This window comes from Bradyrhizobium sp. NP1 (assembly GCF_030378205.1).
In the GTDB taxonomy this organism is placed as follows: Bacteria; Pseudomonadota; Alphaproteobacteria; order Rhizobiales; family Xanthobacteraceae; genus Bradyrhizobium.
Window position 1 is genome coordinate 6,971,084 of sequence record NZ_CP127385.1, and the last position, 25,469, is coordinate 6,996,552.

Below are 25,469 nucleotides of genomic sequence, written 5' to 3' on the forward strand. Positions count from 1 at the left end.
GCAGCATACCGCCGCACGATGTCTCATTCGATCACCTCGTCGGCGCGCCCGAGCAGCGGAAGCGGCACGGACAGACCGAGCGCCTTTGCGCTCTTCAAATTCACAAATAGCTCTACTCTCGTCGAGAGCTGCACCGGCAAGTCGCCGGGCTTCTCACCCCTGAGAATCCGGCCGACATAGACTCCGGCGTGACGGTAGGAGTCGAGAATGCTCCCGCCATAGCTCATCACGCCGCCAGCCGCGGTGAATTCGCGATACTGATAGATCGCAGGCATTTTCAGGCGAAGTGACATCGCGCCCAGTTTTTCTGCTCGGCTGGTGAAGAGTGGATCGGTGCCGATGACCAGGGCGCCAACCCCCAATCCGCGCAGACTGGCGAACGTGGCATCCAGCTCTTCGTCGCTGCGCGCGTGCGCCACCTGCAGCGCCAGCCCCAGTGAGCCGGCCGCGGCAAGAACGGCCGATTCTACAGATTTGGCCAATGGGTTGGTCGGGTTGACGAGAAGACCGGCGATCTTCACATCGGGCATCAATTCATGCATCAGTTCGAGGCGCTTTGGCGCGGTCTCCACATTGATGTGGGCCGCGCCCGTAATGTTGCCGCCGGGATGGCTGAGGCTGTCGACGAGCCCCGTCCGCACGGGATCACCGCCAATCGCAAAGACAATCGGTATGGTCGTCGTGGCCGGTTTCAGCGCGAGCGCGGCCGGGGTACTGGCCGCAACAATCACGCTCACCTGATGACTAACCAGGTTGGCCGCGAGCGTCGGCAGGCGGTCATACTGCTCGTCGGCCCAGACATACTCGATCTTCACATTCCTGCCCTCGACGAAACCGGCCTCGCCGAGGCTTTTCCGGAACGCTGCGATCATGGGCACATAGTCGCGCGACGAGGCACTGCTGAGCAGACCGACGACCGGCATCGCCTGCTGCGCACCTGCGGCAAGCGGCCAGACCACCGCTGCCGCACTCAGCGCCGCTATGAACTCGCGCCGTCGCATGTGCCCTCCGCAGAACACACCCTTGTGCGGGTAAAAGCTTAGCACTTTGCGGTCGGGCAGCGAGCCGCAAGTTATGCGCTTGGGCGTGGTCAATCCCGGGATGGGTCGCTCACCACGGGACCTTTGCCGCCAAACCGGACTCGAAGCCCGAGCTGGTTCGAAAGGGCAAGCGGCGTAGCGGTCATCGTCGGCTGAACCGGCGCCGGCGGCCGTAGACTTCAGCCCGCTCCGTCACCTTCTCCCGGTCGCCCGCGAGCACGCGCTGCACGACCACGAAGAACACCGGCACCATCAGAAGCGCGAGAGGCCGAAACCTCGTGGTTGATGGCCGCGACTGCAATAGCTCCGATCAGGCCGGCGACCGCGATCGCGTCGAAGGCCTGCCGGGGTGGAAGACTGAGCGCCACCAGCCAACCGATGAGAACCGGCGCGATAATCGATCCGACCCGCCCGGCCGAGAAATTGAGACCGATCGCCGTGGAACGGATCGCAGTCGGATAGAACATCCCGCCGTATGCGTTGGTGAGGATCTGAGTGCCAAGCGTCACGGCACCAAGCGTAAAGACGATGACCAGTGTCAAACTGGATGCGACGCCAAATCCCATGGCGACCAGTGACGCAGCCGACAGCACGTAGAACGAGACCAGCACCCATTTGGGGTGGAGCTTGTCGAGCAGCCAGCAGCCACCAAAGGCACCGATCATCGCGCCGAGATTGTAGGCGATGACAAAGGTCAAGGCCGAACTCAGATTATAGCCCAGCTCCACCATCAACTTCGTGAGCCACGTGTTCAATCCGTAGAGCATGAACAGACAAGAAAAATTGGTCACCCAGAACATCAGCGTGCTCAGGGCCCGCCCTTCCTGGAAGACCTGCGCGATCGGCGCGGCTTTGACCTCAACCTCGGGCGGCCGCACGAACCGCTGTTCCGCCCGTAGCGGATAGTCGGGCGCAATCCTCCTGACCATCTCCCTCAACTCGGCATCGCGGTTTTGTTTCACGAGGACCGGCAGCGATTCCGGAATCGATTTCAGAAGAAGCGGCACCAGTATAACGGGCACACCGGCGACCAGGAATATCGCCTGCCAGCCATAGGATTCAATCAGGCCCTTGCCTATCAGCGCCACGACGATGCCGCCTACGGCATAGCCGCATCCGGCAAGTGAAATGATTCGCGCGCGGTATTTGATCGGCCCATATTCCGTCGCTATGGCGATCAGGATCGGTATCACGCCGCCAAGGCCGAGCCCTGCGGAAAAACGCAGAGCGCCGAACGCAACCGGACTTGTGACCAGTCCCGCCGCCGCCGTGAACAGGCTGAACATCGCGACTGCAAGCGCCACCGAAATCTTCCGACCGAATCTGTCGGCCATCACGCCGAAAAGCGTGGAGCCAATTGCCATTCCGACAAGGCTAACACTGGCTATCGCGCCACCAACGGTGGCGTCGATCTTGAGATCGGCCATGATTGCCGGCATCGCGGCGCCGGTCACCCCGATATCGTAACCGTCGAGCATCGCGATCGCCATGACCCAGGCGATCGCAAGATAATGAAAGCGGTTGAGTTCGGCCTCGTCCGCCAGCTTCTGTACATCGATTTCAGACATTTCCCCACCCACGATCGGCCTTGCCGGCCGTATCTTCCGTCCCGCGATGTTAGACTCAATTGACCGGACAAATCAATCCGGGTGCCGGAGATCGTGCGCTGGTACCAGGGAACCGAACCCGAAGCCGGTCGTGGCGACACTCGGCATGCATCCGGGCGACATCGTCCTGCCGAGAGCGACGCGCCGCGCGGTCATTCGACTGACGCGGTCTTGCGAGCAAGCCGGCACCCGCGGCCTCCGCAATGTGGCAACCATCCGATCGCGCGCGTCATGACGCCCTTGAGGATCGTGATGGCCGCTGCGGCCTTGACGCACGACAATCACGATGGGAGAAATGACCGGTCAATTACGCAGTCCGCAACTGGAAAGGCCGTTTCGCCGCCGGCGCGGACGCGGGAGAACACTCAATGCCCCGTCACATCGCTTGTCTCAGCTTCGACTTCGATGCCTGGTCAGCTCTCGTTGCGCGCGGTCTCACGAGCCCAACGCCGATCTCGCGCGGCGAATTCGGCGCCAACGTCGGCGTGCCGAGGATCCTGCGGCTGATGAGGAAGCACGCGATCGAAGCGACATTTTTTGTTCCCGGAGTGGTCATCGAATCCTATCCGGACCGGTGTCGCGAAATCCACGACGCGGGTCATGAAATCGGCAACCACGGCTACACGCACGTGTCGCCCGTGGATCTCTCTCCCGAGCAGGAGGAGATCGATCTTCTGAAGACAAGCGAGCTGATCCTGAAGCTGACGGGACGAAAGCCGCGCGGCTATCGGTCGGCCGCTTTCGACCTGAGCCCGGCCACGGCCGGGCTGCTGCTGAAACACGGATTCGAATACGACAGCAGCATGATGGCTGACGACCATAGTCCCTACAAGGTCAGGCTTGGCGACAAGGTCGACCCAAAGGGGCCGATGACCTTCGGAAAGGAGTCCGCGCTGATCGAGATGCCGGTAAGCTGGAGTCTCGACGACTTTCTGCATTTCGAGTTTCTGCGCACGTCGACCCATCTCATGCCGGGGCTGATGTCGGCCGAAGGCGTCTTGAAAAACTGGACCAATGATTTTCGCTACATGGTCGAGACCGAGGAATGGGGCGTCCTGAGCTTCGTGTTCCACCCTCTCGTCATAGGCCGTGGCCACCGCATGATCTTCCTGGAGAAGCTCATCATTGCGCTCAAGGAAATGGGCGCCATCTTCATGAAGATAGAAGACGCTGCCGCGGAATTTAAGAAACGGCCTGTCCGACGGTAGCCTTTCTGGAAAAGGGGTGCGCGCCCAGTCCCGTCAGGACTTCACCGGCGCCGGCGGGCCGTAGGCTTCAGCCTGCTCCGTCACCTTCTGCCGGTCGCCCGCGAGCACGCGCTGCACGACCACGAAGAACACCGGCACCATCAGAAGCGCGAGAATGACGACGGCGATCATGCCGCCCATCACGCCGGTGCCGAGCGCCTGCTGGCTGGCGCCGCCGGCGCCGCTCGCGATCGCCATCGGCAGCACGCCGCAGACGAAGGCGAAGCCGGTCATCAGGATCGGGCGGAAGCGCAATGAACACGCCTCGATCGTGGCATCCACCAGCGGCCGCCCCTGCGCGCGCAGATCCTTGGCGAACTCGATGATCAGGATGGCGTCCTTGGCGGCGAGCCCGATGATGGTGATGAGGCCGACCGTGAAATAGACGTCGTTCGACAGGCCGCGCAGCATCGCAGCCGCCACCGCGCCAGTGATGCCGAGCGGCACGGTGAGCAGCACGGCGAGCGGAATGCTCCAGCTCTCGTAGAGCGCGGCCAGCAGCAGGAACACGACGAGCGCCGAGAGCGCGAGCAGGAACGGCGCCTGCGAGCCGGATTCCTTTTCCTGGAGCGACTGGCCGGTCCATTCATAGCCGAAGCCGCGCGGCAGCTTGTTCGCGAGCCGTTCCATTTCCGCGATCGCATCGCCCGACGAGAAGCCTGACCTTGCCTCGCCGCTGATGCGCACCGCGGGGTAGTAGTTGAAGCCGGCAATCTGGCTCGGCCCCTTCGACCATTCGATTGACGCGAAGGACGAGAACGGCACCAGCGCGCCGCGGCTGTTCTTCACATTATAATTGAGGATGTCCTCGGCATTCATGCGGCTGTTCTGGTCGGCCTGCACGATCACGCGCTGCATGCGGCCGCGATTGGGGAAGTCGTTGATGTAATTCGAGCCGAGATTGGTCGAGATGGTGTTGTTGATGTCCTCGAAGGTGACGCCGAAGGCGCCGGCCTTCTCGCGGTCGATCACGAGGTTGACCTGCGGCGCCGCCGGCAGACCCTCGATATAGACCTTCTGCAGCACGGGACTGGCATTGGCTTCCGCGATCAGCCGTTCTGCCGCAGTGGCCAGCGCCGCATGGCCCTTCTGGCCGCGGTCCTGCAGGCGGAAGCTGAAGCCGGAGGAATTGCCGAGATTGTCGATCGGCGGCGGCTGCAGCGCCGAGATCTTGGCGTCGCGGATGTTGGCGAGGTCGCGATTGATGTCGGCGACGATCGCGGCCGCGGAATCCTTCTGTCCGCGCTCCGACCAGTCCTTCAGCGAGACAAAGGCCTGCGCCGTGTTCATGCCCTGGCCCAGGAAGCTGAAGCCGGTCAGGAAGGTGACGTTCTCGATACCGGGGCGCTGCGCCAGATATTTTTCGACGCGCTCGACCACGCCTTGCGTGCGCGCGTAGGAGGAATCCGACGGCGTCTGCACGTCGGTCGTGATGAAGCCCTGGTCGTCGACCGGCAGGAAACCGCCGGGCAGCCGGATGAACGCGAAAGTGAGGCCGACCAGCAGCGCCGCATAGATCAGCATCAGCCGCCCGGTGCGCTTCACGCTGCCCTTCACGACGCGGACATAGCCAAGGCGGCTCGAATCGAGCACGCGGTTGAACCAGCCGAACACGCCCTTGCGCGCATGACCGTGACCGGCGGTCACCGGCTTGAGCAAGGTCGCGCACAGAGCGGGCGTCAGCGACAGCGCCATCAGCGCCGAGAAGCCGATCGCAGCCACCATCGTGACCGAGAACTGGCGGTAGATGATGCCGACCGAGCCCGGAAAGAACGCCATCGGCACGAACACGGCGACCAGCACCAGCGTGATGCCGATGATGGCGCCCGAGATCTGCGACATCGCCTTGCGCGTCGCCTCCTTCGGCGGCAGGCCCTCTTCGGCCATGATGCGCTCGACGTTCTCCACCACGACGATGGCGTCGTCGACCAGGATGCCGACCGCGAGCACCATGCCGAACATGGTCAGCATGTTGATGGAATAGCCTAATAACATCAGCGTGGCGCAGGCGCCCAATAGCGCGACCGGAACCACGATGGTCGGGATGATGGTGTAGCGGATGTTCTGCAGGAACAGGAACATCACCACGAACACCAGCACGACCGCCTCGACCAGGGTCGAGAGCACCTTCTCGATCGAGGCCTTCACCACCGGCGTGATGTTGTAGGGAATCTCGTAGGCAATATTGGCGGGAAAGAACCGCGACAGCTCCTTCATCTTGGCTTCCACCGCGCTTGCGGTGGCGAGCGCGTTGCCGGTCGGCGACATCAGCACCGAGAGACCCGCGGTCGGCTGGCCGTTGAGGCGCGTGCCGAACTGGTAGCTGAGCCCGCCGATCTCGAGCCGTGCGACGTCGCGCAGCCGCACGGTCGAGCCGTCGGCATTGGCGCGCAGGATGATGGCGCCGAACTCGTCGGGCGAGGCGAGCTGGCCCTTGACCAGCACCATCGCCGAAATCTTCTGCCCGGCCGCGCTCGGCTCGGCGCCGATGCTGCCCGAGGCGACTTGCGCGTTCTGCGCCGATATCGCCTTGCTGACGTCGTCGACGGTCAGGCCATAGCCGACCAGCCGCGCCGGATCGATCCAGATCCGCAAGCTGCGTTCGGTGGAGTAGAGCGTGGCGCGGCCGACGCCGGGAATGCGCCTGATCTCGCCCAGGATGTTGCGGATCATGAAGTCGCCGAGGCCGACCTCGTCGAGGCTGCCGTCGGTCGAACGCAGCGTGATGATCTGCAGCACGGCGCTGGAGGCTTCCTCGACCAGGATGCCCTGCTGGATCACCGCGCGCGGCAGCCGCGCCTCGACGCGCTTCAGGCGGTTCTGCACCTCGACGGAGGCCGCGCCGGTGTCGGTGCCGGGCTTGAAGTTGGCGATGATCTCGACCTGGCCCAGCGAGTCGCTGGTGGATTCGAAATTCAGGATGTTGGCGGCGCCGTTCAGCTCCTCCTCGATCAGCCGCGTGACGCTGTTGTAGAGGTTTTCCGGCGAGGCACCGGGATAGCTGGTCGAGATCGAGATCGAGGGCGGCGCGATGATCGGATATTGCGCGACCGACAGGAACGGAATCGAGATGGCGCCGATCAGACAGATGAACAGCGCGACGACCCAGGCGAAGATCGGCCTGTCGATGAAGAAGCTCGGCATCGGGCGCTTACCTGCTGACCGACGCGGCCTGCTTCGTCACCGAGGCGTCGGCTTCTTCCCACGCATGCGGCCTCACCCTGTCTCCGGCGGCGAATTTCTGAAAGCCTTCGACCACGACGCGGTCGCCGGCCTTCAGGCCGTCGGTGACGAACCATTCGCCGCCCTGCAACAGGCCAACCCGCACCGGCTGGACCAGCACACGGTTGTCGTCGGTGACCACAAACACCTCGCTGCCGCCGCCGCCATTGCGCTGGATCGCCTGCTGCGGCACCGCGATGGCGTCGGAATCGATGCCCTGCTCGATCTGCACGCGGACATACATGCCCGGCAGGAGCTCGCGCTTCGGATTGGGAAACTCGCCGCGCAGCGTCACCTGGCCGGTATAGGCGTCGACCTTGGCCTCGGAGAACAGGAGTTTCCCCGGGATCGGATAGCCGACGTTGTCGTCGAGCACGAGACGGACCTTGACCGCGTCGGGCGCGATGCGGTCGAGCTCGCCGGATTCGAGGGCGCGGCGCAGATGATAGAGCTCGCTGGCCGATTGCGTGAAGTCGGCATAGATCGGATCGAGCTGCTGGATGGTGGCGAGGCTCGCGGCGTCGTTCTGCACCACCAGCGCGCCCTCGCTGACCAGCGCCGCGCCGATGATGCCGTCGATCGGCGCGCGAACGGTGGCGAATTCGAGGTTGAGCCTGGCCCGCGCGACGTCGGCCTTGCGCGCCTCGACGTCGGCCGCGGCCTGACGCTCGGCGGCGATCGCCTTTTCGTTCTCGACCTCGGGACTGGCGCGCTGGGTGGTCAGGAGCGCAATGCGCCGCGCATATTGCGAGGCCTGATCGAGCACCGCCCTGGCGCGCGCCAGCGCCGCCTCGTTGGCCTGCACCTCGACCTCGAACGGACGGGGATCGATCCGGTAGAGCGGATCGCCGGCCTTGACCTCGCTGCCCTGGTGGAACAGCCGCTCGACCACGATGCCCGACACGCGCGGCCGCACCTCGGAGACGCGGGTCGGCGCGATGCGGCCCGGCAGCTCGCGCACCATCGCGCGCGGCTGCGCCGTCACGGTGACGACACTCACATCGGGCTCGGCCGGCGCAGAGGCGGCAGCCGCATTCGGTTCGTTGCAGCCGGCCAGGAGCGGCGCCATCGCCGCAAGCATCATCGCGATGCCGGCCGAGTGCGCGCGAAAGGAAGTCATGGAGGAAATAGCCCCGGGTTTTCTGTTCTGGATGCGGAAATGTTCGGCGAGCCTGCTGCTTCGCCGGAATCGCGCGACGCCCGCGATGGGTGCAACATAAAAACTGCGCGCTGCGACGCAACCGCGAGCGGTGGCGGCGCAATGTCACACGCTCCTATCGTGCTGAGGTCATGTGCATTTTAGCAGCGTCACCGGATTGTGAATCGCGCGGTTCCAAGCGGCTGCGCGGGTGTATTGAGCCCTGCTCGGCCTGCGACAAATCGCGCCGCGGCGGTTCGGCGCAGCAAAGGCACGTCGCCCAGCAGCACCAACAACGGAATGAGAAGCGATCGATCAGGTCGGCGCTGGCGGCGCTGGTCATGCCGGCTCGCGCCTGCCTGCGCTGACAATGCGTCGGACGGCTTGGCCAAGAGGACTTGGCCATGAGGACTTGGCCATGAAGACAATGAATGTCTGACGGTCGGACCGGATGGTGGCTCGCGTCGCAGTGAAGACATGCCGGGCTCTCGCACCACAGCCATCGCCATCACACGCACGGCCATCGCCACCGGAATCGACAAGCCGCCTTCGGTCGAGGCCAGCGCCACGACTCGCAAAATCGTCATGGCAGGCCCGGGACAATGCTGTGGACAATCGCTCGGCCCAATAAGCCTGCTTCGGGCCCCCTTTCGGCCCATGCGCGGTCATACTTTGCCGGTTCCTGAGGGTTGATCGGGATAGCGGTGATCTCTGCTTTTTTCCCTCCGCCGCTGTGCCATAGTGCGGCTTCAAGCTCTGCCCGCCGAATGGATGACATCGGATATGCCATCAGGCCCCTCTGCCCGCTCCGCGATGGAGATCGAACTGACCAAACTGTCCTCGCCCCGGATCTTCCTGGTGCGGATGGTGGTGTTTCTGGTGCTGTGCGCGCTGATCGCGGTCGTGCTGTACAAGCAGATCATCGCCGCCTTCTTCGCCAATCCGGGGCTGAACGCGCTGATCGGGCTGGTGCTTCTGATCGGCATCATCCTGGCGTTCCGCCAGGTGATCCGGCTCTATCCGGAGGTCGCCTGGGTCAACAATTTCCGCATTGCCGATCCGGGCCTTGCGGTCGAGCGGCACCCCACCTTGCTGGCGCCGATGGCGGCGATCCTCGGCGGCGAGCGCACCGGTCGGATGACGATCTCGCAGCAGACCATGCGGCATCTGCTCGATTCGATCGCGACCCGGCTGGATGAGGCGCGCGACATCTCCCGCTACATGACCGGGCTTCTGGTCTTCCTCGGCCTGCTCGGCACCTTCTGGGGCCTGATCGAGACCGTGGGCTCGGTCGGCAAGGTGATCGACGGGCTGAAGGTCGGCGGCGACGCCGGCGCGCTGTTCGATACGCTGAAGGAGGGGCTGGCCGCGCCGCTTGGCGGCATGGGCATCTCGTTCTCGTCCTCGCTGTTCGGCCTCGCCGGCTCGTTGATCCTCGGCTTCCTCGACCTGCAATCGAGCCAGGCGCAGAACCGCTTCTATACCGATCTGGAGGACTGGCTTGCTTCCACCGTGCGCGAATATGGCGGCGATGCCGCAAGCGGCGACGTCGCGGGGGCGCTGGAGCGGCTGCGCGCCTCGGTAGAGGAAGGCGGGACCAGCCGCGGCACCACCGCCGCGATGGCCAATCTTGCGGAAGCAATCCAGGGTCTGGTCGCGCATATGCGCACCGAGCAGCAGATGATCCGCGAATGGGCGGATGGCCAGGGCGAGCAGAATCGCGAGATCAAGCGCCTGCTGGAGCGGCTCGCCCGGCAACCCGAGAAGAGCTGAAGGGTGGATTAGATGGCCCTTGCGCGAGCCCGCCGCGGCGAAACCCCGTTCAACTACTGGCCCGGCTTCGTCGACGCGCTGTCGACGCTGGTGCTCTCGGTGGTGTTCCTGCTCACCGTGTTCCTGGTGGTGCAGTTCTTCCTGTCGCAGGAGGTGACCGGCAAGGACAAGGCGCTGGAGCAGCTCAACGCCAAGATCGCGCAGCTCAACGACATGCTGTCGCTGGAAAAGCTCGGCAAGCTCTCGCTCGACGACCAGGTCTCCCAGCTTCGCGCAGGCCTTGCCTCGGCGGAGGCCGAGCGCGACCGCGTCAAGGGCCTCTATGAAGGCCTCGCCGGCGCCGGCAGCGACGCGCAGGGCCGCGCCAACGAGCTCAACAAGGCGCTGGATTCGGAAAAAGCAGTCTCGGCGCGAGCGCTGGCCCAGATCGAGGTGTTGAACCAGCAGATCAGCGCGCTGCGCCGTCAGCTCGCGGCGCTGGAAGAGGCGCTCGACGCGTCCGAGAAGCGCGACAAGGAATCGCAGAGCCGGATCGCCGATCTCGGCCAGCGGCTGAACGTGGCGCTGGCGCAGCGGGTGCAGGAATTGTCGCGCTACCGCTCGGAATTCTTCGGCCGCCTGCGCACGATCCTCGGCAACCGTCCCGACATCCGCATCGTCGGCGACCGCTTCGTGTTCCAGTCCGAGGTGTTCTTCGACACCGGACAGGCGACGCTGTTGCCGGAAGGGCGCGCCGAGCTCGACAAGCTCGCCACCGCCTTGATCGATCTCGACAAGCAGATCCCGAGCGAGATCGCCTGGGTGCTGCGGGTCGACGGCCATACCGACGTGCGGCCGATCAACAGCCCGGTGTTCAAGTCGAACTGGGACCTGTCGGCGGCGCGCGCCATCTCCGTGGTGCAGTATCTGGTCTCGCTCGGCGTGCCGCCGCAGCGGCTGGTCGCCGCCGGTTTCGGCGAATTCCAGCCGCTCGACACCGCACCGACCGAGGAAGCCTACAAGCGCAACCGCCGCATCGAGCTCAAGCTGACGGAGCGGTAGGCATGATCCCGAAAAGCGGGCACCGGTTTTCGGATCAGATCAGGCCGAAACAAGAACCGGCGTGATGACCGCGTTTCACCTCCGGCCCTATCGCGACACGGACGAGGAGGCCGCGATCGAATTGTGGCGGCGGACCTGGCAGCAGGCCTATCCCGCGATCGATTTTGCCGCGCGGGTCGCCTGGTGGCGCGAGCGCTGGCGCAACGAGCTGGTGCCGAACGCGGCCGTAGTGGTCGCCGAAGACAACGGCGCGCTGGTCGGCTTCGTCACGATCGATAGCGCAGGCTATCTCGACCAGCTCGTGGCCGCGCCCGAGCGCTGGGGCTCAAAACTGGCCGAAGCGCTGGTCGACGAGGCGAAGCGCCGCTCGCCCGCGGGCATCACGCTGCTGGTCAACAAGGATAACGCCCGCGCCATCCGCTTCTACGAGAGAAGCGGCTTCGTCGATGCCGGCGATGACGTCAATCCGACCTCGGGCCGGCCGGTCGCGAAGATGCAGTGGCGGCGATGAGCAATATGAAGCCCGCGCTCGGCCAATTGACGATCTCTTTTCTGGAAGCCGCGCGCTACAAGGCGGACGAGATCGCACGGATGAGCCCGGCGACCGGGCTGCAAAGCGATCTCAAGCTGGACGGCGATGACCTGATCGAGGTGCTGGAACTGCTCGCCTCAAAGTTCGGCATCGACATGTCGCGCTTCAGACTGGAAGATTATGGTCACGACGAAGGCTTCTACCTGTCACCCCTGCGCCTTCTCGATCGGCTTCGCGGCACCGATGTGCTGGCCGGCAAGAAGGTCATCACGCTGGCGATGATCGAAGAGAGCCTGAAGCTCGGCCGCTGGCCGGCCCCTTGAGCGCATCAATGCCGCAACCGGCCCGACCTCACGCGCCCTCGAATTGCAGCCGGGCGAGCCGCGCATAGAGCCCGCCTTCGGCGACCAGGGAGGCATGCGTGCCTTCCTCGACGATGCGGCCCTGGTCCATGACCAGGATGCGGTCGCAGGACAGCACGGTCGCAAGCCGATGCGCGATCACGAGCGTGGTGCGGTGGCGCATCAACTCCTCCAGCGCAGTCTGCACCAAGGTCTCGCTCTCGGCATCGAGCGAGGAGGTCGCCTCGTCGAGCAGCAAGAGCGGCGCATCGCGCAGGACCGCGCGCGCGATCGCGATGCGCTGGCGCTGGCCGCCCGACAGCGTGACGCCGCGTTCGCCGAGCGGGGTCTCGAAGCCGTCGGGCAGGCGACGGATGAATTCGGTGGCATGCGCCAGCTCGGCGGCGCGCTCGACCTCGGCATCGCTGGCGTCGGGCCGGCCGAAGCGGATATTTTCGCGTGCGCTCGCTGCGAACACCGCCGATTCCTGCGGCACCAGCGCGATTCTCGCACGCAGCGCCTTGGGATCGACCGAGCGGATCGGCACGCCGTCGAACGAGATCGTGCCCGACGACGGATCGTAGAAGCGCAGGATCAAATGGAACAGCGTGCTCTTGCCGGCGCCGGAGGGACCGACGATCGCGACCTTCTCGCCTGAACGCACCGAGAGCGAGACGCGATCGATCGCGGCGGTCTCCCGCCGCGCCGGATAGACGAAGCTGACCTGGTCGAAGCCGATGTCGCCGCGGGACGGCACCGGCAGCGCCCGCGGGGCGGCCGGCGCGCTGATCTCCGGCTTCACATGCAACAGCTCGAACAGCCGCTCCGCCGCACCCGACGCGGCGGACACCTCGCCCCAGACCTCGCTGAGCTGGCCGAGGCCTGCCGCCGCGAACGCGGTATAGAGCACGAACTGGCCGAGCCGGCCGGGCGTGATGTTGCCCGCGAGCACGTCGCGCGAGCCGACCCACAGGATCAGCACGACGCTGGCGAACACGATGAAGATGATGATCGCGGTCAACAGCGCCCGCGCCTTGGTCGAGGCGCGGGCCGCCTCATAGGCCTGCTCGACATCGCCGCCGAACCGCGCATTCGCCAGCCGCTCGCCGGTATAGGCCTGCACGGTGCGGACCGCGCCGACCAGTTCCGCCGCATAGGCGGAGGCATCCGCCAGCGTATCCTGCGCGTTGCGCGACAGCCGCCGCACCCAGCGCCCGAACGCGACCAGCGGCAGCACCACCAGCGGGATCGCCAGCAGCACGAAGCCCGACAGCCGCGGGCTCGTGATCACCATCATGGCGGCCGCGCCGATGAACAGGAGAAGATTGCGCAGCGCGATCGAGACGGAGGCGCCGACCGCGGACTTGATCTGGGTGGTGTCGGCCGTGAGCCGCGAGATCAATTCGCCTGAACGTGCGGAATCGAAGAAGGCGGGCGACAGCGAGATCAGGTGCGCGAACACGTCGCGGCGCAGATCCGCGACGATGCGCTCGCCGATCGTCATCACGAGGTAGTAGCGGGCGGCGCTGGCCAGCGCGAGCACGGCGACGACCGCGATCATCACGCTGAAATAGCTGTTGATCAGCGCGACGCCCTTCGGCGTCAGGCCGAAGTCGATCATGCGGCGCACCGCGACCGGCACCAGCAGCGTCGTCACCGCGGCGATCGTGAGCGAGATCAGCGCCAGGATGGCCCGGCCCCGATAGCGCGCCACATAGGGCGCGAGCGCGAGCAGCGGGCGCAGCCGTCGCCGGCTCTGGGCGGGCGATTCCACGATATCGGCAACGGCCTCGGCCGCCGCGCCCGGCTCCGCAGGGTGCCGTGGCGTCGTGCCGTCCTCTTCAAGCCGTTCCACGGCGCTCATGGGTCCTCGAAAAGCTCGCTTCCTCACCCCCAGATAGGCCGCTGCCGCAAGCCTGGCAATTGCGGGCAGTTACCGCGCCACCTCGGCTTGTTTTGAGGGGTGGCTTGGGTTATAGAGCCGGCCAAATCCGTCACCGCACGAGCACATCATCAGGGCGCCGGCGCGCCATCCAGGGACATTGTCATGAAAGCCGAAATTCATCCGAATTATCATACGATTACGGTCGTCATGACCGACGGGACGGAGTACCAGACCCGCTCCACCTGGGGTAAGGAAGGCGACAAGCTGAACCTTGATATCGACCCGAAATCGCACCCGGCCTGGACCGGCGGCACCCAGCAGCTGATGGATCGCGGCGGCCGCGTCTCGCGGTTCCAGAAGAAGTTTTCGGGCTTCCTCAAGAAGGAATAAGCCGGGCGCGACCAGCCCCTCACCCGGCGCCAGACAGCAAAACGCCCCCGATCGGGGGCGTTTTTGTTTTGGGGTCATTCCGGAGGACGCGAAACGTCAACCTCTGATGCGCAGTTGCGCACCGTGGTCTGGTGCTGGCGCACCATCCCGGAATGACGGCCTCGACCAATTACTGCTCGAAAGCGGCCTTCAGGCGGTTGAGCTGCGGCACCAGCGGATTGCCGATGCTGGTGGGCTCGGTCGAGGGCGTATGGATCGAGATATCGAGCCGACGCACCCTCGCCTGCAAATTCATCGAGCGGGCGATCAGGTCCTGCAACTGCTGCGGCAGTTTCGAGAGCATGTCGTCGGGACCGGGATCGGCCGCCGACAGCTTGACCTTGGTCTTCTCGCGGTTGGCCTGGCTCAGCGTCATCTCGCCTTCCTTCACCGCACGGTGCAGGAGCAGCCAGGACGCGAGCTGCATCAGGCGGGTGGTCAGCCGCATGCTCTCGGTCGCGTAGGTGAGGCTGGAGGCACGGTCGAGCGCCTTGGCCTCGATGCGACCGGCGCCGTCGAGATAGGCCGCGGTCTCCTCGACCAGGTCCATGCCTTCGCGGAACAGGCTGCCGAAAGCCGCGGAATTGGTAAGCCGCTCACTGAAATGGACAAGGGCCCCATCGCCCTGCGAACGGTCCGACATGGTTAACGCCTCTTACGCAACTGTTTACTTGGTCGCCGGCCCGCCGCCCGGCTTATGATGAACAAATCATTGCGCGGGCGAGGCCGAGAGTCCAGCCACAAGACTTTTTATGGTTTCCGCAAGGTGGGGTGATTGCTCGAACCGTCAGCTCTGCAGTACGGTTTCGGGACAGCGCCGCGGTCAGGGAACAGCGCAAAAAAGAGCCGCCGTTACCGGCGGCTTTTGAAGTTGATAACAGGGAGGCGTCAAACAGAGTGGACAGGAGCCACTCGGTGTCCAAACGAGGACGCTCCCAGTCATAAAGGCGAAAGCTTAATTGATCGTAAACGAGCGGATTTTTTTAGAGCTTGTTAGCCATGTCGGCCATTGGCCTAGTGTTGTTGTCCGCTACGACTTGAAAAACGTATTTGCCGCGTCCTTCGACGCGCGCTTCTTGCCGGCGGCCTCTTTCAGCCGCTCGATCTCAGCCGTCAGGAGCGCAATGCGCTCGGTCAATTCCTCGAGTGACAGCAGCGAGAGGTCCTGTCCGATCTCGTGCGTGACTTTCTTGCGCGGCCGGTCGTCGTCTTCGATGGGCATGTCCTTCCTCCCGACAGCTCGCGATCCAGCGCCGGTCTGGCGCTTCCGGCCCGACGCCGGTATATTGGATCGACGCAAGGAGAATTTTGCAGTGACTTTCGCGCGCGCGCAACGCCAGACACGAATGCCCCGGCCCGACCGCAAGGAGTCTGACCGGATGGGATAGTGCGCGTCCTTGCGCGCCAGGCGTGAGCCGAACCGAAGCCCTTCCGGATGCGGAAGGGCTTTTTCGTTTGTGCAGGGTTCGGCGCCCCCAACGCGAAGGATCGCTCCATGGCCAAAATTCTCATTACCAGCGCGCTGCCCTATGTGAACGGCGTCAAACATCTCGGCAATCTGGTCGGCTCGCTGCTGCCGGCCGATGTTCATGCCCGCTTCCACCGGCAGATCGGCAACGAGGTGCTGTTCATCTGCGGCACCGACGAACATGGCACGCCGGCCGAACTCGGCGCTCTGCAGGCCCGCCAGGACATTCTGCGACGCGCAGCACGGCATTCAGGCCGGCATCTACGCGCGCTTCGGCCTGTCGTTCGACCATTTCGGGCGGACGAGCGCGCCGGAAAACCACGCCCTGACGCAGCACTTCTATCGAAGGCTTGACGCCGCGGGGCTGATCGAGGAGCGCACGCTGCCGCAGTTCGGGCGAGCCCTGGAAGACCGTGGATGTCATCAAGGGCTTTCACTGGCTCACCTATGAAGGCGGCAAGTTCAGCACCAGCGCAAGACGCGGCATCTTCACCGACCAGGCGCTGGAGGAATTGCCTGCTGACTATTGGCGCTGGTGGCTGATCGCGAACGCGCCCGAAAGCGCCGACACCGATTTCAACGTCGAGAGGTTCGTCGCCGAGACCAACAAGGACCTCGCCGACATCTTCGGCAATCTGGCGAACCGCATCATCAGCTTCGCGCACCGCGCCTTCGACGGCCGCATTCCCTCGGGCGGCGTCCCCGACGAAACCGAGCGCTCGCTGGCGGTCGAACTGGACCAGCGCATTGCCGCGCTTCGCGCGCATCATGAGGCGCTGGAATTTCGCGCCGCAGCCGCGGCCACGCGGGCGATCTGGGCGGCCGCGAACGCCTACGTGCAGCGCGCGGCGCCGTGGACGGCGATCAGGTCCGACCGCGCCCGCGCCGCAGTCGTCACCCGAACGGGATTGAACCTCGTGCGCCTTGCGGCCGTGCTGGCGTGGAGCATCGTTCCAGCTCTTTCCGAGGACGTGCTTGGCGCGTTTGGCCACACGGAGAGCGTGCCGCGCTGGCCCACTGGCCTATCCGCTCCCTTGCTCGACGCCGGCGCTGGAACGCAGGTGCTGCACTTGCAGCCGCTCGTTGCAAAAATCACCGCAGAGAAAGCCGTCCATCTCGCAGCGCGGTTCGGCGGCTGACGGCGTTTCACTTCGGCTGAAAAGGCGATATGCCATGCATCGACCGAACCAGCTGCCCGAGGGACAAATCATGGAAAAGCTGCCCGCGCAAATGACCGTGGTCGCCATCAGCAAACCGGGCGGCCCCGAGGTGCTCAAGCCGGAAACCCGCAGCCTTCCGGTTCCCGGACCCGACGAGATCCTCGTCAAGGTCGAGGCTGCCGGCGTCAACCGGCCCGACGTGTCACAGCGCTCCGGCAGCTACCCGCCGCCGCCCGGCGCGAGCGACCTGCCCGGCCTCGAGATAGCGGGCGAAGTGGTCGCCATCGGTGCGGACGCGAAGAAGCACAAGGTCGGCGACAAGGTGATGTCGCTGGTCGCCGGCGGCGGCTATGCGCAATATTGCATCGCGCAGGACGCGCAGGCGATGACCGTGCCCCCGGCGCTTTCGATGCAGGAAGCAGGCGCCCTGCCGGAAACGCTGATGACGGTCTGGCACAATGTGTTCGAGCGCGGCGGCCTGAAGCCCGGCGAGACGCTGCTGGTCCATGGCGGCTCCTCGGGGATCGGCACCATGGCGATCCAGCTTGCAACCGCGCTCGGCTCCAAGGTGATCGTCACCGTCGGCTCACAGGACAAGGCCGAAGCCTGCCTCAAGCTCGGCGCCATCAAGGCGATCAACTACAAGACCGAGGATTTCGTCACCGAGAGCAAGGCGGCGACATCGGGCGCCGGCGTCGACGTCATTCTCGACATGGTCGGCGGTGACTATATCGACCGCAACTACGAGGCAGCCGCCGTCGATGGCCGAATCGTGCAGATCGCGTTTTTGAGCGGCAAGCCCAAGGCCACCGTCAATTTTACGCGGCTGATGATCAAGCGCCTCACCCACACCGGCTCGACCTTGCGCCCCCGTAGTAACGCGGACAAGGCGGCGATGGTGGCCGCGATCGAGGACAAGGTGATGCCGCTGTTGCGTCAGGGGCGGATAAAACCCCTGCTCGACAGCTCATTTCCGCTGGAAAAGGCTGCCGACGCGCACCGGCGGATGGAAAGCAGCGAACATATTGGCAAAATTGTGTTGCTGGCTTAACGCTGACGCGACGAGTGTCGCCGGAAACCCTTTGATTTCCTTCGCTTTCATGTCATTTATCGCGCCACGACCAACGCATGTGGTGGGGGCACCATGCGGCACGGGGTTTTACGGCGACCGCCTTGGCGTCGAATGCGGAGAACTGACATTGCGTCTGATCAGGCGGCTTGCGTGGGCAAGTGCCCGCTTTCCGACGTTCGCCGTGCGTCGCTGCACCTTCATTTCGCGAACGTCGGAAAGCCATACGTCGGAAAGCCAAACCTCGGAAAGACATGGGCACTAGCAAACACATGACTGGAGTGCCGCTTTTCGGTTTGAGGTCCCTGGTTCGAATGTGCCGCTTGCGGTGCAGGGGCTTCCAATCGGCGGCACTCGTGCTGGGCCTCATGATCGTCGTTGCCGCCTCGCCGGCGCATGCGATCGACGCCGTCAGCGTCCGCAGCGACGCACCTGCGATCGACCTCACCGGCGTGCTGGAACATCAGCGCAGCGACTCCGATCGCATCCAAGTTTCGACCGCGCCCGGCACCGACGGCATCGTTCGCCGCATCGAAGTCCGCGCCCGCGAAGGCGGACAATACTGGGTGGTGTTCGCGCTCGCCAACAACACCGACGACCAGCTCGACCGCCTGATCGTCGCGCCGCACTACCGCATCGTGTCCTCGGGCCTGTTGTGGCCCGACCTCGGGCTGTCGCGCATCGCCACCATCACGCCGTCGACCGGCGACCGGCCCGAGCGGCAGGAGAGCCCGACCGCGGACGTGTTCCGCATCACGCTCGATCCCGGCGCGGTCATCACCTTCGTCGCCGAATTGCGCACCGACAAGCTGCCGCAGCTCTATTTGTGGGAGCCGGAAGCCTACAAGGACAAGGTCAACTCGTTCACGCTGTACCAGGGCATCGTGATCGGCATTTCCGGCCTGCTCGCGCTCGTGCTGACCATCCTCTTCGTGGTCAAGGGCTCGATCATGTTCCCGGCCGCCGCCGCGCTCGCCTGGGCGGTGCTGGTCTATATCGGCGTCGACTTCGGCTTCTGGGGCAAGGTGCTCGACATGTCGAACAACGCCGAGCGCATCTGGCGCGCGGCGGGCGAGGCGATCCTGGCGGCGACGCTTCTGGTGTTCCTGTTCGCCTATCTCAATCTCTCGCGCTGGCACGTGCGCTATTCCCACATCACCGTGGGCTGGCTCGCCTTCCTGGGCTCGCTGGTGGCACTCGCCTTGTTCGATCCCGCGGTCGCCTCCGGCATCGCGCGCATGTCGCTCGTGATGATCGCCTTCGCCGGCTTTGCGCTGATCGTCTATCTCTCCACCCACGGCTTCGACCGCGCAGTGCTGCTGATCCCGACCTGGTTCCTGCTGCTGGTCTGGGTGGTCGCAGCCGGCATGACGGTGGCAGGTTCCGTCACCAACGACATCGTGGGCCCCGCGCTGCTCGGCGGCCTCGTGCTGATCGTGATGCTGATCGGCTTCACCGTGATGCAGCACGCCTTTGCCGGCGGCGGCGCCACCACGGGCATCGTCTCCGATGTCGAGCGGCGGGCGCTGGCGCTGACCGGGTCGGGCGATTTGATCTGGGACTGGGACGTCTCCGCCGACAAGGTGTTCACCAGCCCCGAGACCGAGAGCCTTCTCGGCCTCAAGCGCGGCACGCTGGAAGGCCCGGCGGCAAAATGGCTCGAAGTGCTGCACCCGCTCGACCAGGACCGCTTCCGCGCCGCGCTCGACAGCGTGCTCGACCAGCGCCGTGGCCGCCTGGTGCAGGATTTCCGCCTGCGCACGCCGGACGGCCATTTCATGTGGTTCGCGCTGAAAGCGCGCCCCGTGGTCGGCTCCGACGGCGAGGTGTCGCGCGTGGTCGGCACGCTGACCGACGTCACCGAGATCAAGAACGCCGAGGAGCGCATGCTGCACGACTCGGTGCATGACAACCTGACGGGCCTGCCCAACCGCAAGCTGTTCATCGACCGCCTCAACGCGGTCGCCAATTTCGCGAAGACCGTGCCGACGCTGCGGCCGACCCTGATGGTGATCGATCTCGACCGCTTCAAGCAGGTCAACGATTCCGTCGGGATTGCGGTCGGCGATTCCATCCTGCTGACGCTGGCGCGCCGGCTGACCCGCATCCTCAAGCCGCAGGACACGCTGGCGCGGCTGGCCGGCGACCAGTTCGGCCTGATCCTGCTGTCCGAGCAGGACCCGGCGCGCATCACCGCCTTTGCCGAGACCATCCGCAAGACCATCCGCGCGCCGATCGCCTTCAACGACCGCGAGATCTTCCTCACCGCCTCGATCGGGCTCGCGCTCTCCGACCCCCAGACACAACTGTCCGACGAGATCATCAAGGACGCCGAGCTTGCGATGTACCACTCCAAGCGCATCGGCGGCGACCGCATCGACGTCTACAAGCCGGCGATGCGGGCGCGAAAGACCGACCGCCTGACGCTGGAATCGGAGCTTCGGCGCGCCATCGAGCGTCAGGAGATCACGATCCTCTACCAGCCGATCGTGCGGCTCGAAGACCGCTCGATCGCCGGCTTCGAGGCGCTGGCGCGCTGGGACCATCCCAAGCTCGGCCGCATGTCGCCGTCCGAGTTCATCTCGATCGCGGAAGAGATCGGCCTGATCGTCGACCTCGGCATGTTCGTGCTCGACCAGACCGCGAGGCAGCTCGCGGTGTGGCAGCGCGCGATGCGCGCCCGCGAGCCGATCTTCGCCTCCGTCAACGTCTCCTCGCGGCAATTGCTGCGGCACGACCTGATCCACGACATCCGCACCGTGCTGTCGCGCTCGTCGGTGGCGCGCGGCACGCTCAAGCTCGAATTGACCGAGTCGCTGGTGATGGAGAATCCGGAGCACGCCGCGCAGATGCTGACGCGCATCCGCGAGCTCGGCACCGGGCTGTCGCTCGACGATTTCGGCACCGGCCATTCCTCGCTCGCCTATTTGCAGCGCTTCCCGTTCGACACCATCAAGATCGACCAGTCGTTCGTACGCACCACCAGCCGCGGCACGCGACCGGTGATCCTGAAATCGATCATTGCGCTGGCGCACGATCTCGGCATGCACGTGGTCGCCGAGGGCGCCGAGACCGATTCCGACGCGGTCGAGCTCTACCAGCTGGGCTGCGAGTACGCGCAGGGCTTCGCGTTCGGCGAGCCGATGGATGCCGACGCCGCGATGCGGCTGCTCACCGAGGTACGGCTGGAAGCCGCGAGCTAGCTTTGCAGATCACCGGTTACGCGCGCGATGACATCGCGCAGCCAGGCATGTGCAGGCTGGTTGTCGAGCCGTCGCAGCCAGATCATTGCCGCTTCGATCGGCTTGGGTGAACGCGACAGCCGGCGGAACACCAGATCGTGTGACCGCATCAGACTTCTGGCGACGTTCAGCGGGAGCACCGACACCAGATCGGACGTGGCGAGAATCCTCCCTGCCGACAGGAATGGCGCGCGCATGGCCGGCCTCGCCCCGGGCCTGGCTTTCCCGGACTCGCTCTCCGCAAAATCCGGCCCGACCAGCGCCGACGAGATTTCCAGTTGCGGCAGGTTTGCGAGTTGCTCCGTCGAGATTTCCTTTGCCTTCGCCGCCGGATGCGCCTTGCGATGCACCACGACGAACTGATCCTGCAGGAGCCGCCGCCGCGAGAACCGCTCGCCCTGGACGGCTGAAGGACCAATCGCCAGATGCAGTTCGCTGCGATCGAGTTGCTCCGGCACATCGAGGGTGCCGCTTGGCCGGAAATCCAGCCTTACGCCGGCGGCAAGCCTCGCGACATGCGCCGCAATCGGCGCGACCAGCACGATCGCCGCATAATTGTCGACGGCAATGCGAAAGGTCGTCGTCGCCCGCGCTGGATCGAAGTGATCCGGCTCCAGCGACTGCTGCAACCCGTCAAGCGCAACCCTGATCGGCGTTGCAAGCTGTTCGGCCCGCGGCGTCGGCATCATGCCGTGCGGGCTGCGGACAAACAGCTCGTCCTTCAGCATGTGCCGTAGCCGGGTCAGGGCATGGCTCATCGCCGGCTGGCTGAGCCCGAGCCGCTGCCCGGCCCGCGTGACCGACCGCTCCCGCATGATGGCGTCGAACACCACCAGCAGATTGAGGTCCATCGCACCGAGCCTGGGAGCCGCCCTGACCAACGACTGGAACCCGCCTTAATTCAAGATGTGCATGTCGAGATGAGAAGAATGCATTTTTCGAATGCAAAACTCAACGCTAGATTCACCCTGCCGCGTGAAGGAGGGCCCGGCGCGGCGGACATGCCCCGCGGTCATGCGCGCGAAGCGTCCCATAGGGGCGACGGCCGGCGCCGATAGCGCATCGTTTCACGCGGAGAGAACGTCATGATTGGAATCGTTCGGCTCGCCCTGCGGCGGCCCTATACCTTCATCGTCATGGCGTTGCTGATCCTGATCTTCGGCACCGTATCGGCGCTACGGACGCCGACCGACATCTTCCCGAACATCAACATCCCCGTCATCAGCGTGGTGTTCAGCTACACCGGCCTGCCGGCCGACGATATGGCCGGCCGCATCGTCACCTTCTATGAGCGCTCGCTGCCCAACAGCGTCAACGACATCGAGCACATCGAATCGCAGTCGATCGTCAACTACGGCATCATCAAGATTTTCTTTCAGCCCACCGTGAACATCAATGCCGCGCTGGCGCAGGTCAACGGCATGTCGCAGACCGTGCTGAAGCAGATGCCGCCCGGCATCACGCCGCCGTTGATCCTGAGCTTCAACGCTTCCAGCGTTCCGATCTTCCAGCTTGCGCTCTCGAGCGACCAGATGTCGGAAACGCAGATCTTCGACTCGGCGCTCAATTTCATCCGCCCGGCGCTAGCTCCGGTTCCCGGGGCCGCGCTACCGCTGCCTTTCGGCGGCAAGGTGCGGCAGGTCCAGGCCGACCTCAACCAGCGCGCGCTGCATCAATACGGCGTTTCCGCCAACGACGTCATCAACGCGCTGTCGCTGCAGAACCTCATCACGCCGGTCGGAACGCAGAAGATCGGCAGCTACGAATATACGATCAACCTGAACGATTCACCGAAGGCGATCGACGCCTTCAACAACCTGCCGATCAAGACCGTCAACGGCACCGTGATCTACATGCGCGACGTCGCCTTCGTCCATGACGGCAGTCCACCGCAGACCAATGCCGTTCACGTCAACGGGGCGAGCGCCGTGCTGCTGACCATCATGAAGGCGGGCGCGAGCTCGACGCTCGACATCATCAACGGTGTCAAGAGCCTGCTGCCCTCGGTGTCGCAAACGCTTCCGAACAGCCTGAAGCTGACGGCCGTCGGCGACCAGTCGGTGTTCGTCACCGACGCGGTGTCGAGCGTGGTCCGGGAGGGCGTGATTGCGGCGGTGCTGACCGGGATCATGATCCTGCTGTTTCTCGGCAGCTGGCGCTCGACCCTGATCATCACGCTCTCGATCCCGCTGGCGGTTCTGGCCGCGCTGAGCGGCCTTTCGCTGCTCGGCGAAACCATCAACGTCATGACGCTCGGTGGACTGGCGCTCGCCGTCGGCATCCTGGTCGACGACGCCACCGTCACGATCGAGAACATCAACTGGCATCTCGAGCAGGGCAAGCCGATCGAGCCCGCGATCCTCGACGGTGCGCAGCAGATCGTCGTGCCGGCCACGGTGTCGCTGCTCTGCATCTGCATCGCTTTCGTGCCGATGTTCGGGCTCGGCGGCGTTGCCGGCTATCTGTTCCGGCCGCTCGCCGAGGCGGTGATGCTGGCGCTCGCCGCCTCCTACGTGCTGTCGCGCACGCTGGTGCCGACGCTCGCGAACTATCTGTTGCGCCATCAGCACCGGCACGGGGCGGCCGATGCGGCCGCAACCGTGAGCCGCAATCCGCTGGCGCGATTCCAGCGCGGCTTCGAGCGCCTGTTCGACCAGGTGCACAGCACCTATCTCGGCCTGCTGCAGCTTTGCCTGCACAACCGGATCAAGGTGATCGCGGGCTTCCTGGCCTTCAGCCTCCTGTCGTTCGGCCTTGCGCCCTATCTCGGGCAGGACTTCTTCCCCACGGTCGACGGCGGCCAGATCAAGCTGCATGTCCGCGCCCCCACGGGGACGCGGATCGAGGAGACGACGCGCCTGACCGACCGGATCGCCGCCTCCATTCACGGCATCATTCCCCCGCGCGAGCTGGACGGCATCGTGAGCAATATCGGGCTCACCATCAGCGGCATCAACATGGCCTACAACAACTCCGGCACCATCGGTGTCGGCGACGCCGACATCCTGATCAACCTCAAGCCCGATCACGCGCCGACCGACAGCTACATCAAGGCGATGCGGCAGAAGCTGCCGCGGCAGTTTCCCGGCACCAGCTTCGCGTTCCTGCCGGCGGATATCGTCGGCCAGGTGTTGAATTTCGGCGTGCCCGCTCCGATCGACCTGCAGGTGGCCGGCCAGGATCTCGCGGCAGACCGCCACTACGCCAATGCCCTGCTGACGAAGGTCAGAGCCATTCCGGGCATTGCCGATGCGCGCATCCAGCAGGCGTTCGAGCAACCGACCCTCGACGTCAACGTCGACCGCTCGCTGACCTCGCTGGTGGGCCTCTCCGAAAAGGATGTCGCCACCGCCATGCTGACGACGCTGTCGGGAAGCTCGCAGTCCGCGCCGACCTACTGGCTGAACCCGGCCAACGGCGTGTCCTACGCGGTCTCGGTGCAGACGCCGCAACGCGACATCAACAGCATGACCGGCCTGAAGAACATTCCGGTGACTTCTCCGGCCGGGACCAATCCGCAGCTGCTCGGCGGTCTCGCGCAGGTCGAGCGGACCCACAGCAATGCCGTGGTGTCGCATTACAACGTCCGCCCGGTGGTCGACATCTATGCGACGCCGCAAGGCCGCGATCTCGGCGCGCTGGCATCCGACATCCAGCAGGTGCTCCATGACACGGCAAAGGACCTGCCGAAGGGCGCGAGCGTCGCGCTGCGCGGCCAGGTCAGCACGATGACGAGCGCCTACCAGCAGCTCTTCGTCGGCCTCGCAGCCGCGATCGTGCTGATCTATCTGCTGATCGTCATCAACTTCCAGTCCTGGGTCGATCCCCTCGTCATCGTCATGGCGCTGCCGACCGCACTCGCCGGCATCGTCTGGATGCTGTTCGCGACCGAAACGACGCTATCCGTTCCCGCGCTCACCGGCGCGATAATGTGCATGGGCGTCGCGACCGCCAACAGCATCCTGGTGATCAGCTTTGCCCGCGAGCGGATGGCCGCCGGCGCGAACGCCATGCAGGCCGCGTTCGAGGCCGGCGGCGCCCGGTTCCGGCCCGTGCTGATGACGGCGCTCGCGATGGTGATCGGGATGCTGCCGATGGCGATCGAACCCGGACAGAACACGCCGTTGGGGCGCGCGGTGATCGGCGGGCTGATCTTCGCGACCTGCGCCACCCTGTTTCTGGTGCCGACGATCTTCGGCCTGGTGCATCGCCGGCGGCATACGACCGCCCATCACGCCGACGGCGTTCCCTCGCCGTCGCATTGAGGAAAAGAGC

Annotated in this window: 18 protein-coding genes and 1 pseudogene; 11 read left to right on the forward strand and 8 right to left on the reverse strand. The window is 65.0% G+C overall.

Annotated elements, in window-relative coordinates:
• Positions 1-23: 23 nt before the first annotated feature.
• Both QOU61_RS33730 and QOU61_RS33735 read right to left on the reverse strand, forming a co-directional pair.
• Positions 24-1,001, reverse strand: a complete 978-nt coding sequence (locus QOU61_RS33730) for an ABC transporter substrate-binding protein (protein WP_289655485.1) — start codon at positions 999-1,001, stop codon at positions 24-26.
• A 218-nt stretch (positions 1,002-1,219) separates the two neighbouring features.
• Complete coding sequence (locus tag QOU61_RS33735; protein WP_289655486.1) at positions 1,220-2,608, reverse strand: MFS transporter; 1,389 nt, start codon at positions 2,606-2,608, stop codon at positions 1,220-1,222.
• A 407-nt stretch (positions 2,609-3,015) separates the two neighbouring features.
• On the opposite strand from QOU61_RS33735, the gene QOU61_RS33740 reads away from it, so the two are divergent.
• Positions 3,016-3,855, forward strand: coding sequence for a polysaccharide deacetylase family protein (locus QOU61_RS33740; protein WP_289655487.1), 840 nt, complete (start codon positions 3,016-3,018; stop codon positions 3,853-3,855).
• A gap of 33 nt (positions 3,856-3,888) precedes the next feature.
• On the opposite strand, the gene QOU61_RS33745 is transcribed toward QOU61_RS33740, so the two are convergent.
• Together QOU61_RS33745 and QOU61_RS33750 are read right to left on the reverse strand one after the other, a co-directional pair.
• Positions 3,889-7,038: a multidrug efflux RND transporter permease subunit gene (locus tag QOU61_RS33745; protein ID WP_289655488.1), complete on the reverse strand. Its 3,150-nt coding sequence runs from the start codon at positions 7,036-7,038 to the stop codon at positions 3,889-3,891.
• Between the two features lie 7 nt (positions 7,039-7,045).
• Complete coding sequence (locus QOU61_RS33750) at positions 7,046-8,236, reverse strand: efflux RND transporter periplasmic adaptor subunit (RefSeq protein ID WP_289655489.1); 1,191 nt, start codon at positions 8,234-8,236, stop codon at positions 7,046-7,048.
• An 801-nt stretch (positions 8,237-9,037) separates the two neighbouring features.
• On the opposite strand from QOU61_RS33750, the gene QOU61_RS33755 reads away from it, so the two are divergent.
• From QOU61_RS33755 to QOU61_RS33770, 4 genes are all read left to right on the forward strand, one after another.
• On the forward strand, positions 9,038-10,027 hold the full coding sequence (locus QOU61_RS33755) for a flagellar motor protein MotA (RefSeq protein ID WP_289655490.1): 990 nt from the start codon (positions 9,038-9,040) through the stop codon (positions 10,025-10,027).
• A 12-nt stretch (positions 10,028-10,039) separates the two neighbouring features.
• Positions 10,040-11,068, forward strand: a complete 1,029-nt coding sequence (locus QOU61_RS33760) for a peptidoglycan -binding protein (protein WP_289655491.1) — start codon at positions 10,040-10,042, stop codon at positions 11,066-11,068.
• A 64-nt stretch (positions 11,069-11,132) separates the two neighbouring features.
• A complete protein-coding gene (locus QOU61_RS33765; protein ID WP_289655492.1) occupies positions 11,133-11,579 on the forward strand; it encodes a GNAT family N-acetyltransferase in 447 nt (148 codons plus the stop codon).
• Complete coding sequence (locus QOU61_RS33770; RefSeq protein ID WP_289662029.1) at positions 11,576-11,923, forward strand: DUF1493 family protein; 348 nt, start codon at positions 11,576-11,578, stop codon at positions 11,921-11,923. Before QOU61_RS33765 ends, QOU61_RS33770 begins: the two co-directional genes overlap by 4 nt.
• A 28-nt stretch (positions 11,924-11,951) precedes the next feature.
• On the opposite strand, the gene QOU61_RS33775 is transcribed toward QOU61_RS33770, so the two are convergent.
• Entirely contained in the window at positions 11,952-13,805 is a 1,854-nt protein-coding gene (locus tag QOU61_RS33775) for an ABC transporter transmembrane domain-containing protein (protein WP_289655493.1), read from the reverse strand.
• A gap of 183 nt (positions 13,806-13,988) precedes the next feature.
• Here QOU61_RS33775 and rpmE point away from each other — a divergent pair, with 183 nt between their 5' ends.
• Positions 13,989-14,216 carry a 50S ribosomal protein L31 gene (rpmE, locus tag QOU61_RS33780; protein WP_289655494.1) on the forward strand — a complete coding sequence of 76 codons (228 nt, stop codon included), beginning with the start codon at positions 13,989-13,991 and terminating at the stop codon, positions 14,214-14,216.
• Positions 14,217-14,385: 169 nt separating this feature from the next.
• Here rpmE and rcdA read toward each other — a convergent pair whose 3' ends face one another.
• Both rcdA and QOU61_RS33790 read right to left on the reverse strand, forming a co-directional pair.
• Positions 14,386-14,898: a protease adaptor protein RcdA gene (rcdA, locus tag QOU61_RS33785; RefSeq protein ID WP_289655495.1), complete on the reverse strand. Its 513-nt coding sequence runs from the start codon at positions 14,896-14,898 to the stop codon at positions 14,386-14,388.
• A 387-nt stretch (positions 14,899-15,285) separates the two neighbouring features.
• Positions 15,286-15,477 carry a DUF1192 domain-containing protein gene (locus QOU61_RS33790; RefSeq protein WP_289655496.1) on the reverse strand — a complete coding sequence of 64 codons (192 nt, stop codon included), beginning with the start codon at positions 15,475-15,477 and terminating at the stop codon, positions 15,286-15,288.
• A gap of 273 nt (positions 15,478-15,750) precedes the next feature.
• On the opposite strand from QOU61_RS33790, the pseudogene QOU61_RS33795 reads away from it, so the two are divergent.
• The 4 genes and pseudogenes from QOU61_RS33795 (at position 15,751) to QOU61_RS33810 (ending at position 21,155) form a co-directional block, all read left to right on the forward strand.
• A pseudogene (locus QOU61_RS33795) lies at positions 15,751-16,174 on the forward strand (class I tRNA ligase family protein).
• The gene (locus QOU61_RS33800; RefSeq protein ID WP_289655497.1) at positions 16,137-16,862 is read left to right on the forward strand and encodes a class I tRNA ligase family protein; all 726 of its coding nucleotides are present in this window, start codon (positions 16,137-16,139) and stop codon (positions 16,860-16,862) included. The pseudogene QOU61_RS33795 and the gene QOU61_RS33800 overlap by 38 nt, the downstream one beginning before the upstream one ends.
• A gap of 70 nt (positions 16,863-16,932) precedes the next feature.
• The gene (locus QOU61_RS33805) at positions 16,933-17,934 is read left to right on the forward strand and encodes an NAD(P)H-quinone oxidoreductase (RefSeq protein WP_289662031.1); all 1,002 of its coding nucleotides are present in this window, start codon (positions 16,933-16,935) and stop codon (positions 17,932-17,934) included.
• Positions 17,935-18,266: 332 nt separating this feature from the next.
• Entirely contained in the window at positions 18,267-21,155 is a 2,889-nt protein-coding gene (locus QOU61_RS33810; protein WP_502876852.1) for an EAL domain-containing protein, read from the forward strand.
• On the opposite strand, the gene QOU61_RS33815 is transcribed toward QOU61_RS33810, so the two are convergent.
• Entirely contained in the window at positions 21,152-22,045 is an 894-nt protein-coding gene (locus tag QOU61_RS33815) for a LysR family transcriptional regulator (RefSeq protein WP_289655498.1), read from the reverse strand. The two genes, QOU61_RS33810 and QOU61_RS33815, sit on opposite strands and share 4 nt — an antisense overlap.
• Before the next feature lie 234 nt (positions 22,046-22,279).
• On the opposite strand from QOU61_RS33815, the gene QOU61_RS33820 reads away from it, so the two are divergent.
• Positions 22,280-25,459, forward strand: coding sequence for an efflux RND transporter permease subunit (locus tag QOU61_RS33820; protein ID WP_289655499.1), 3,180 nt, complete (start codon positions 22,280-22,282; stop codon positions 25,457-25,459).
• Positions 25,460-25,469: the final 10 nt, after the last annotated feature.

Coding starts and splice junctions, on each gene's coding strand:
- QOU61_RS33730 (WP_289655485.1), bottom strand. CDS start 1,001: ATGCGACGGCGCGAGTTCATAGCGGCGCTGAGTGCGGCAGCGGTGGTC.
- QOU61_RS33735 (WP_289655486.1), bottom strand. CDS start 2,608: ATGTCTGAAATCGATGTACAGAAGCTGGCGGACGAGGCCGAACTCAAC.
- QOU61_RS33740 (WP_289655487.1), top strand. CDS start 3,016: ATGCCCCGTCACATCGCTTGTCTCAGCTTCGACTTCGATGCCTGGTCA.
- QOU61_RS33745 (WP_289655488.1), bottom strand. CDS start 7,038: ATGCCGAGCTTCTTCATCGACAGGCCGATCTTCGCCTGGGTCGTCGCG.
- QOU61_RS33750 (WP_289655489.1), bottom strand. CDS start 8,236: ATGACTTCCTTTCGCGCGCACTCGGCCGGCATCGCGATGATGCTTGCG.
- QOU61_RS33755 (WP_289655490.1), top strand. CDS start 9,038: ATGCCATCAGGCCCCTCTGCCCGCTCCGCGATGGAGATCGAACTGACC.
- QOU61_RS33760 (WP_289655491.1), top strand. CDS start 10,040: ATGGCCCTTGCGCGAGCCCGCCGCGGCGAAACCCCGTTCAACTACTGG.
- QOU61_RS33765 (WP_289655492.1), top strand. CDS start 11,133: ATGACCGCGTTTCACCTCCGGCCCTATCGCGACACGGACGAGGAGGCC.
- QOU61_RS33770 (WP_289662029.1), top strand. CDS start 11,576: ATGAGCAATATGAAGCCCGCGCTCGGCCAATTGACGATCTCTTTTCTG.
- QOU61_RS33775 (WP_289655493.1), bottom strand. CDS start 13,805: ATGAGCGCCGTGGAACGGCTTGAAGAGGACGGCACGACGCCACGGCAC.
- rpmE (WP_289655494.1), top strand. CDS start 13,989: ATGAAAGCCGAAATTCATCCGAATTATCATACGATTACGGTCGTCATG.
- rcdA (WP_289655495.1), bottom strand. CDS start 14,898: ATGTCGGACCGTTCGCAGGGCGATGGGGCCCTTGTCCATTTCAGTGAG.
- QOU61_RS33790 (WP_289655496.1), bottom strand. CDS start 15,477: ATGCCCATCGAAGACGACGACCGGCCGCGCAAGAAAGTCACGCACGAG.
- QOU61_RS33805 (WP_289662031.1), top strand. CDS start 16,933: ATGGAAAAGCTGCCCGCGCAAATGACCGTGGTCGCCATCAGCAAACCG.
- QOU61_RS33810 (WP_502876852.1), top strand. CDS start 18,267: ATGTGCCGCTTGCGGTGCAGGGGCTTCCAATCGGCGGCACTCGTGCTG.
- QOU61_RS33815 (WP_289655498.1), bottom strand. CDS start 22,045: ATGGACCTCAATCTGCTGGTGGTGTTCGACGCCATCATGCGGGAGCGG.
- QOU61_RS33820 (WP_289655499.1), top strand. CDS start 22,280: ATGATTGGAATCGTTCGGCTCGCCCTGCGGCGGCCCTATACCTTCATC.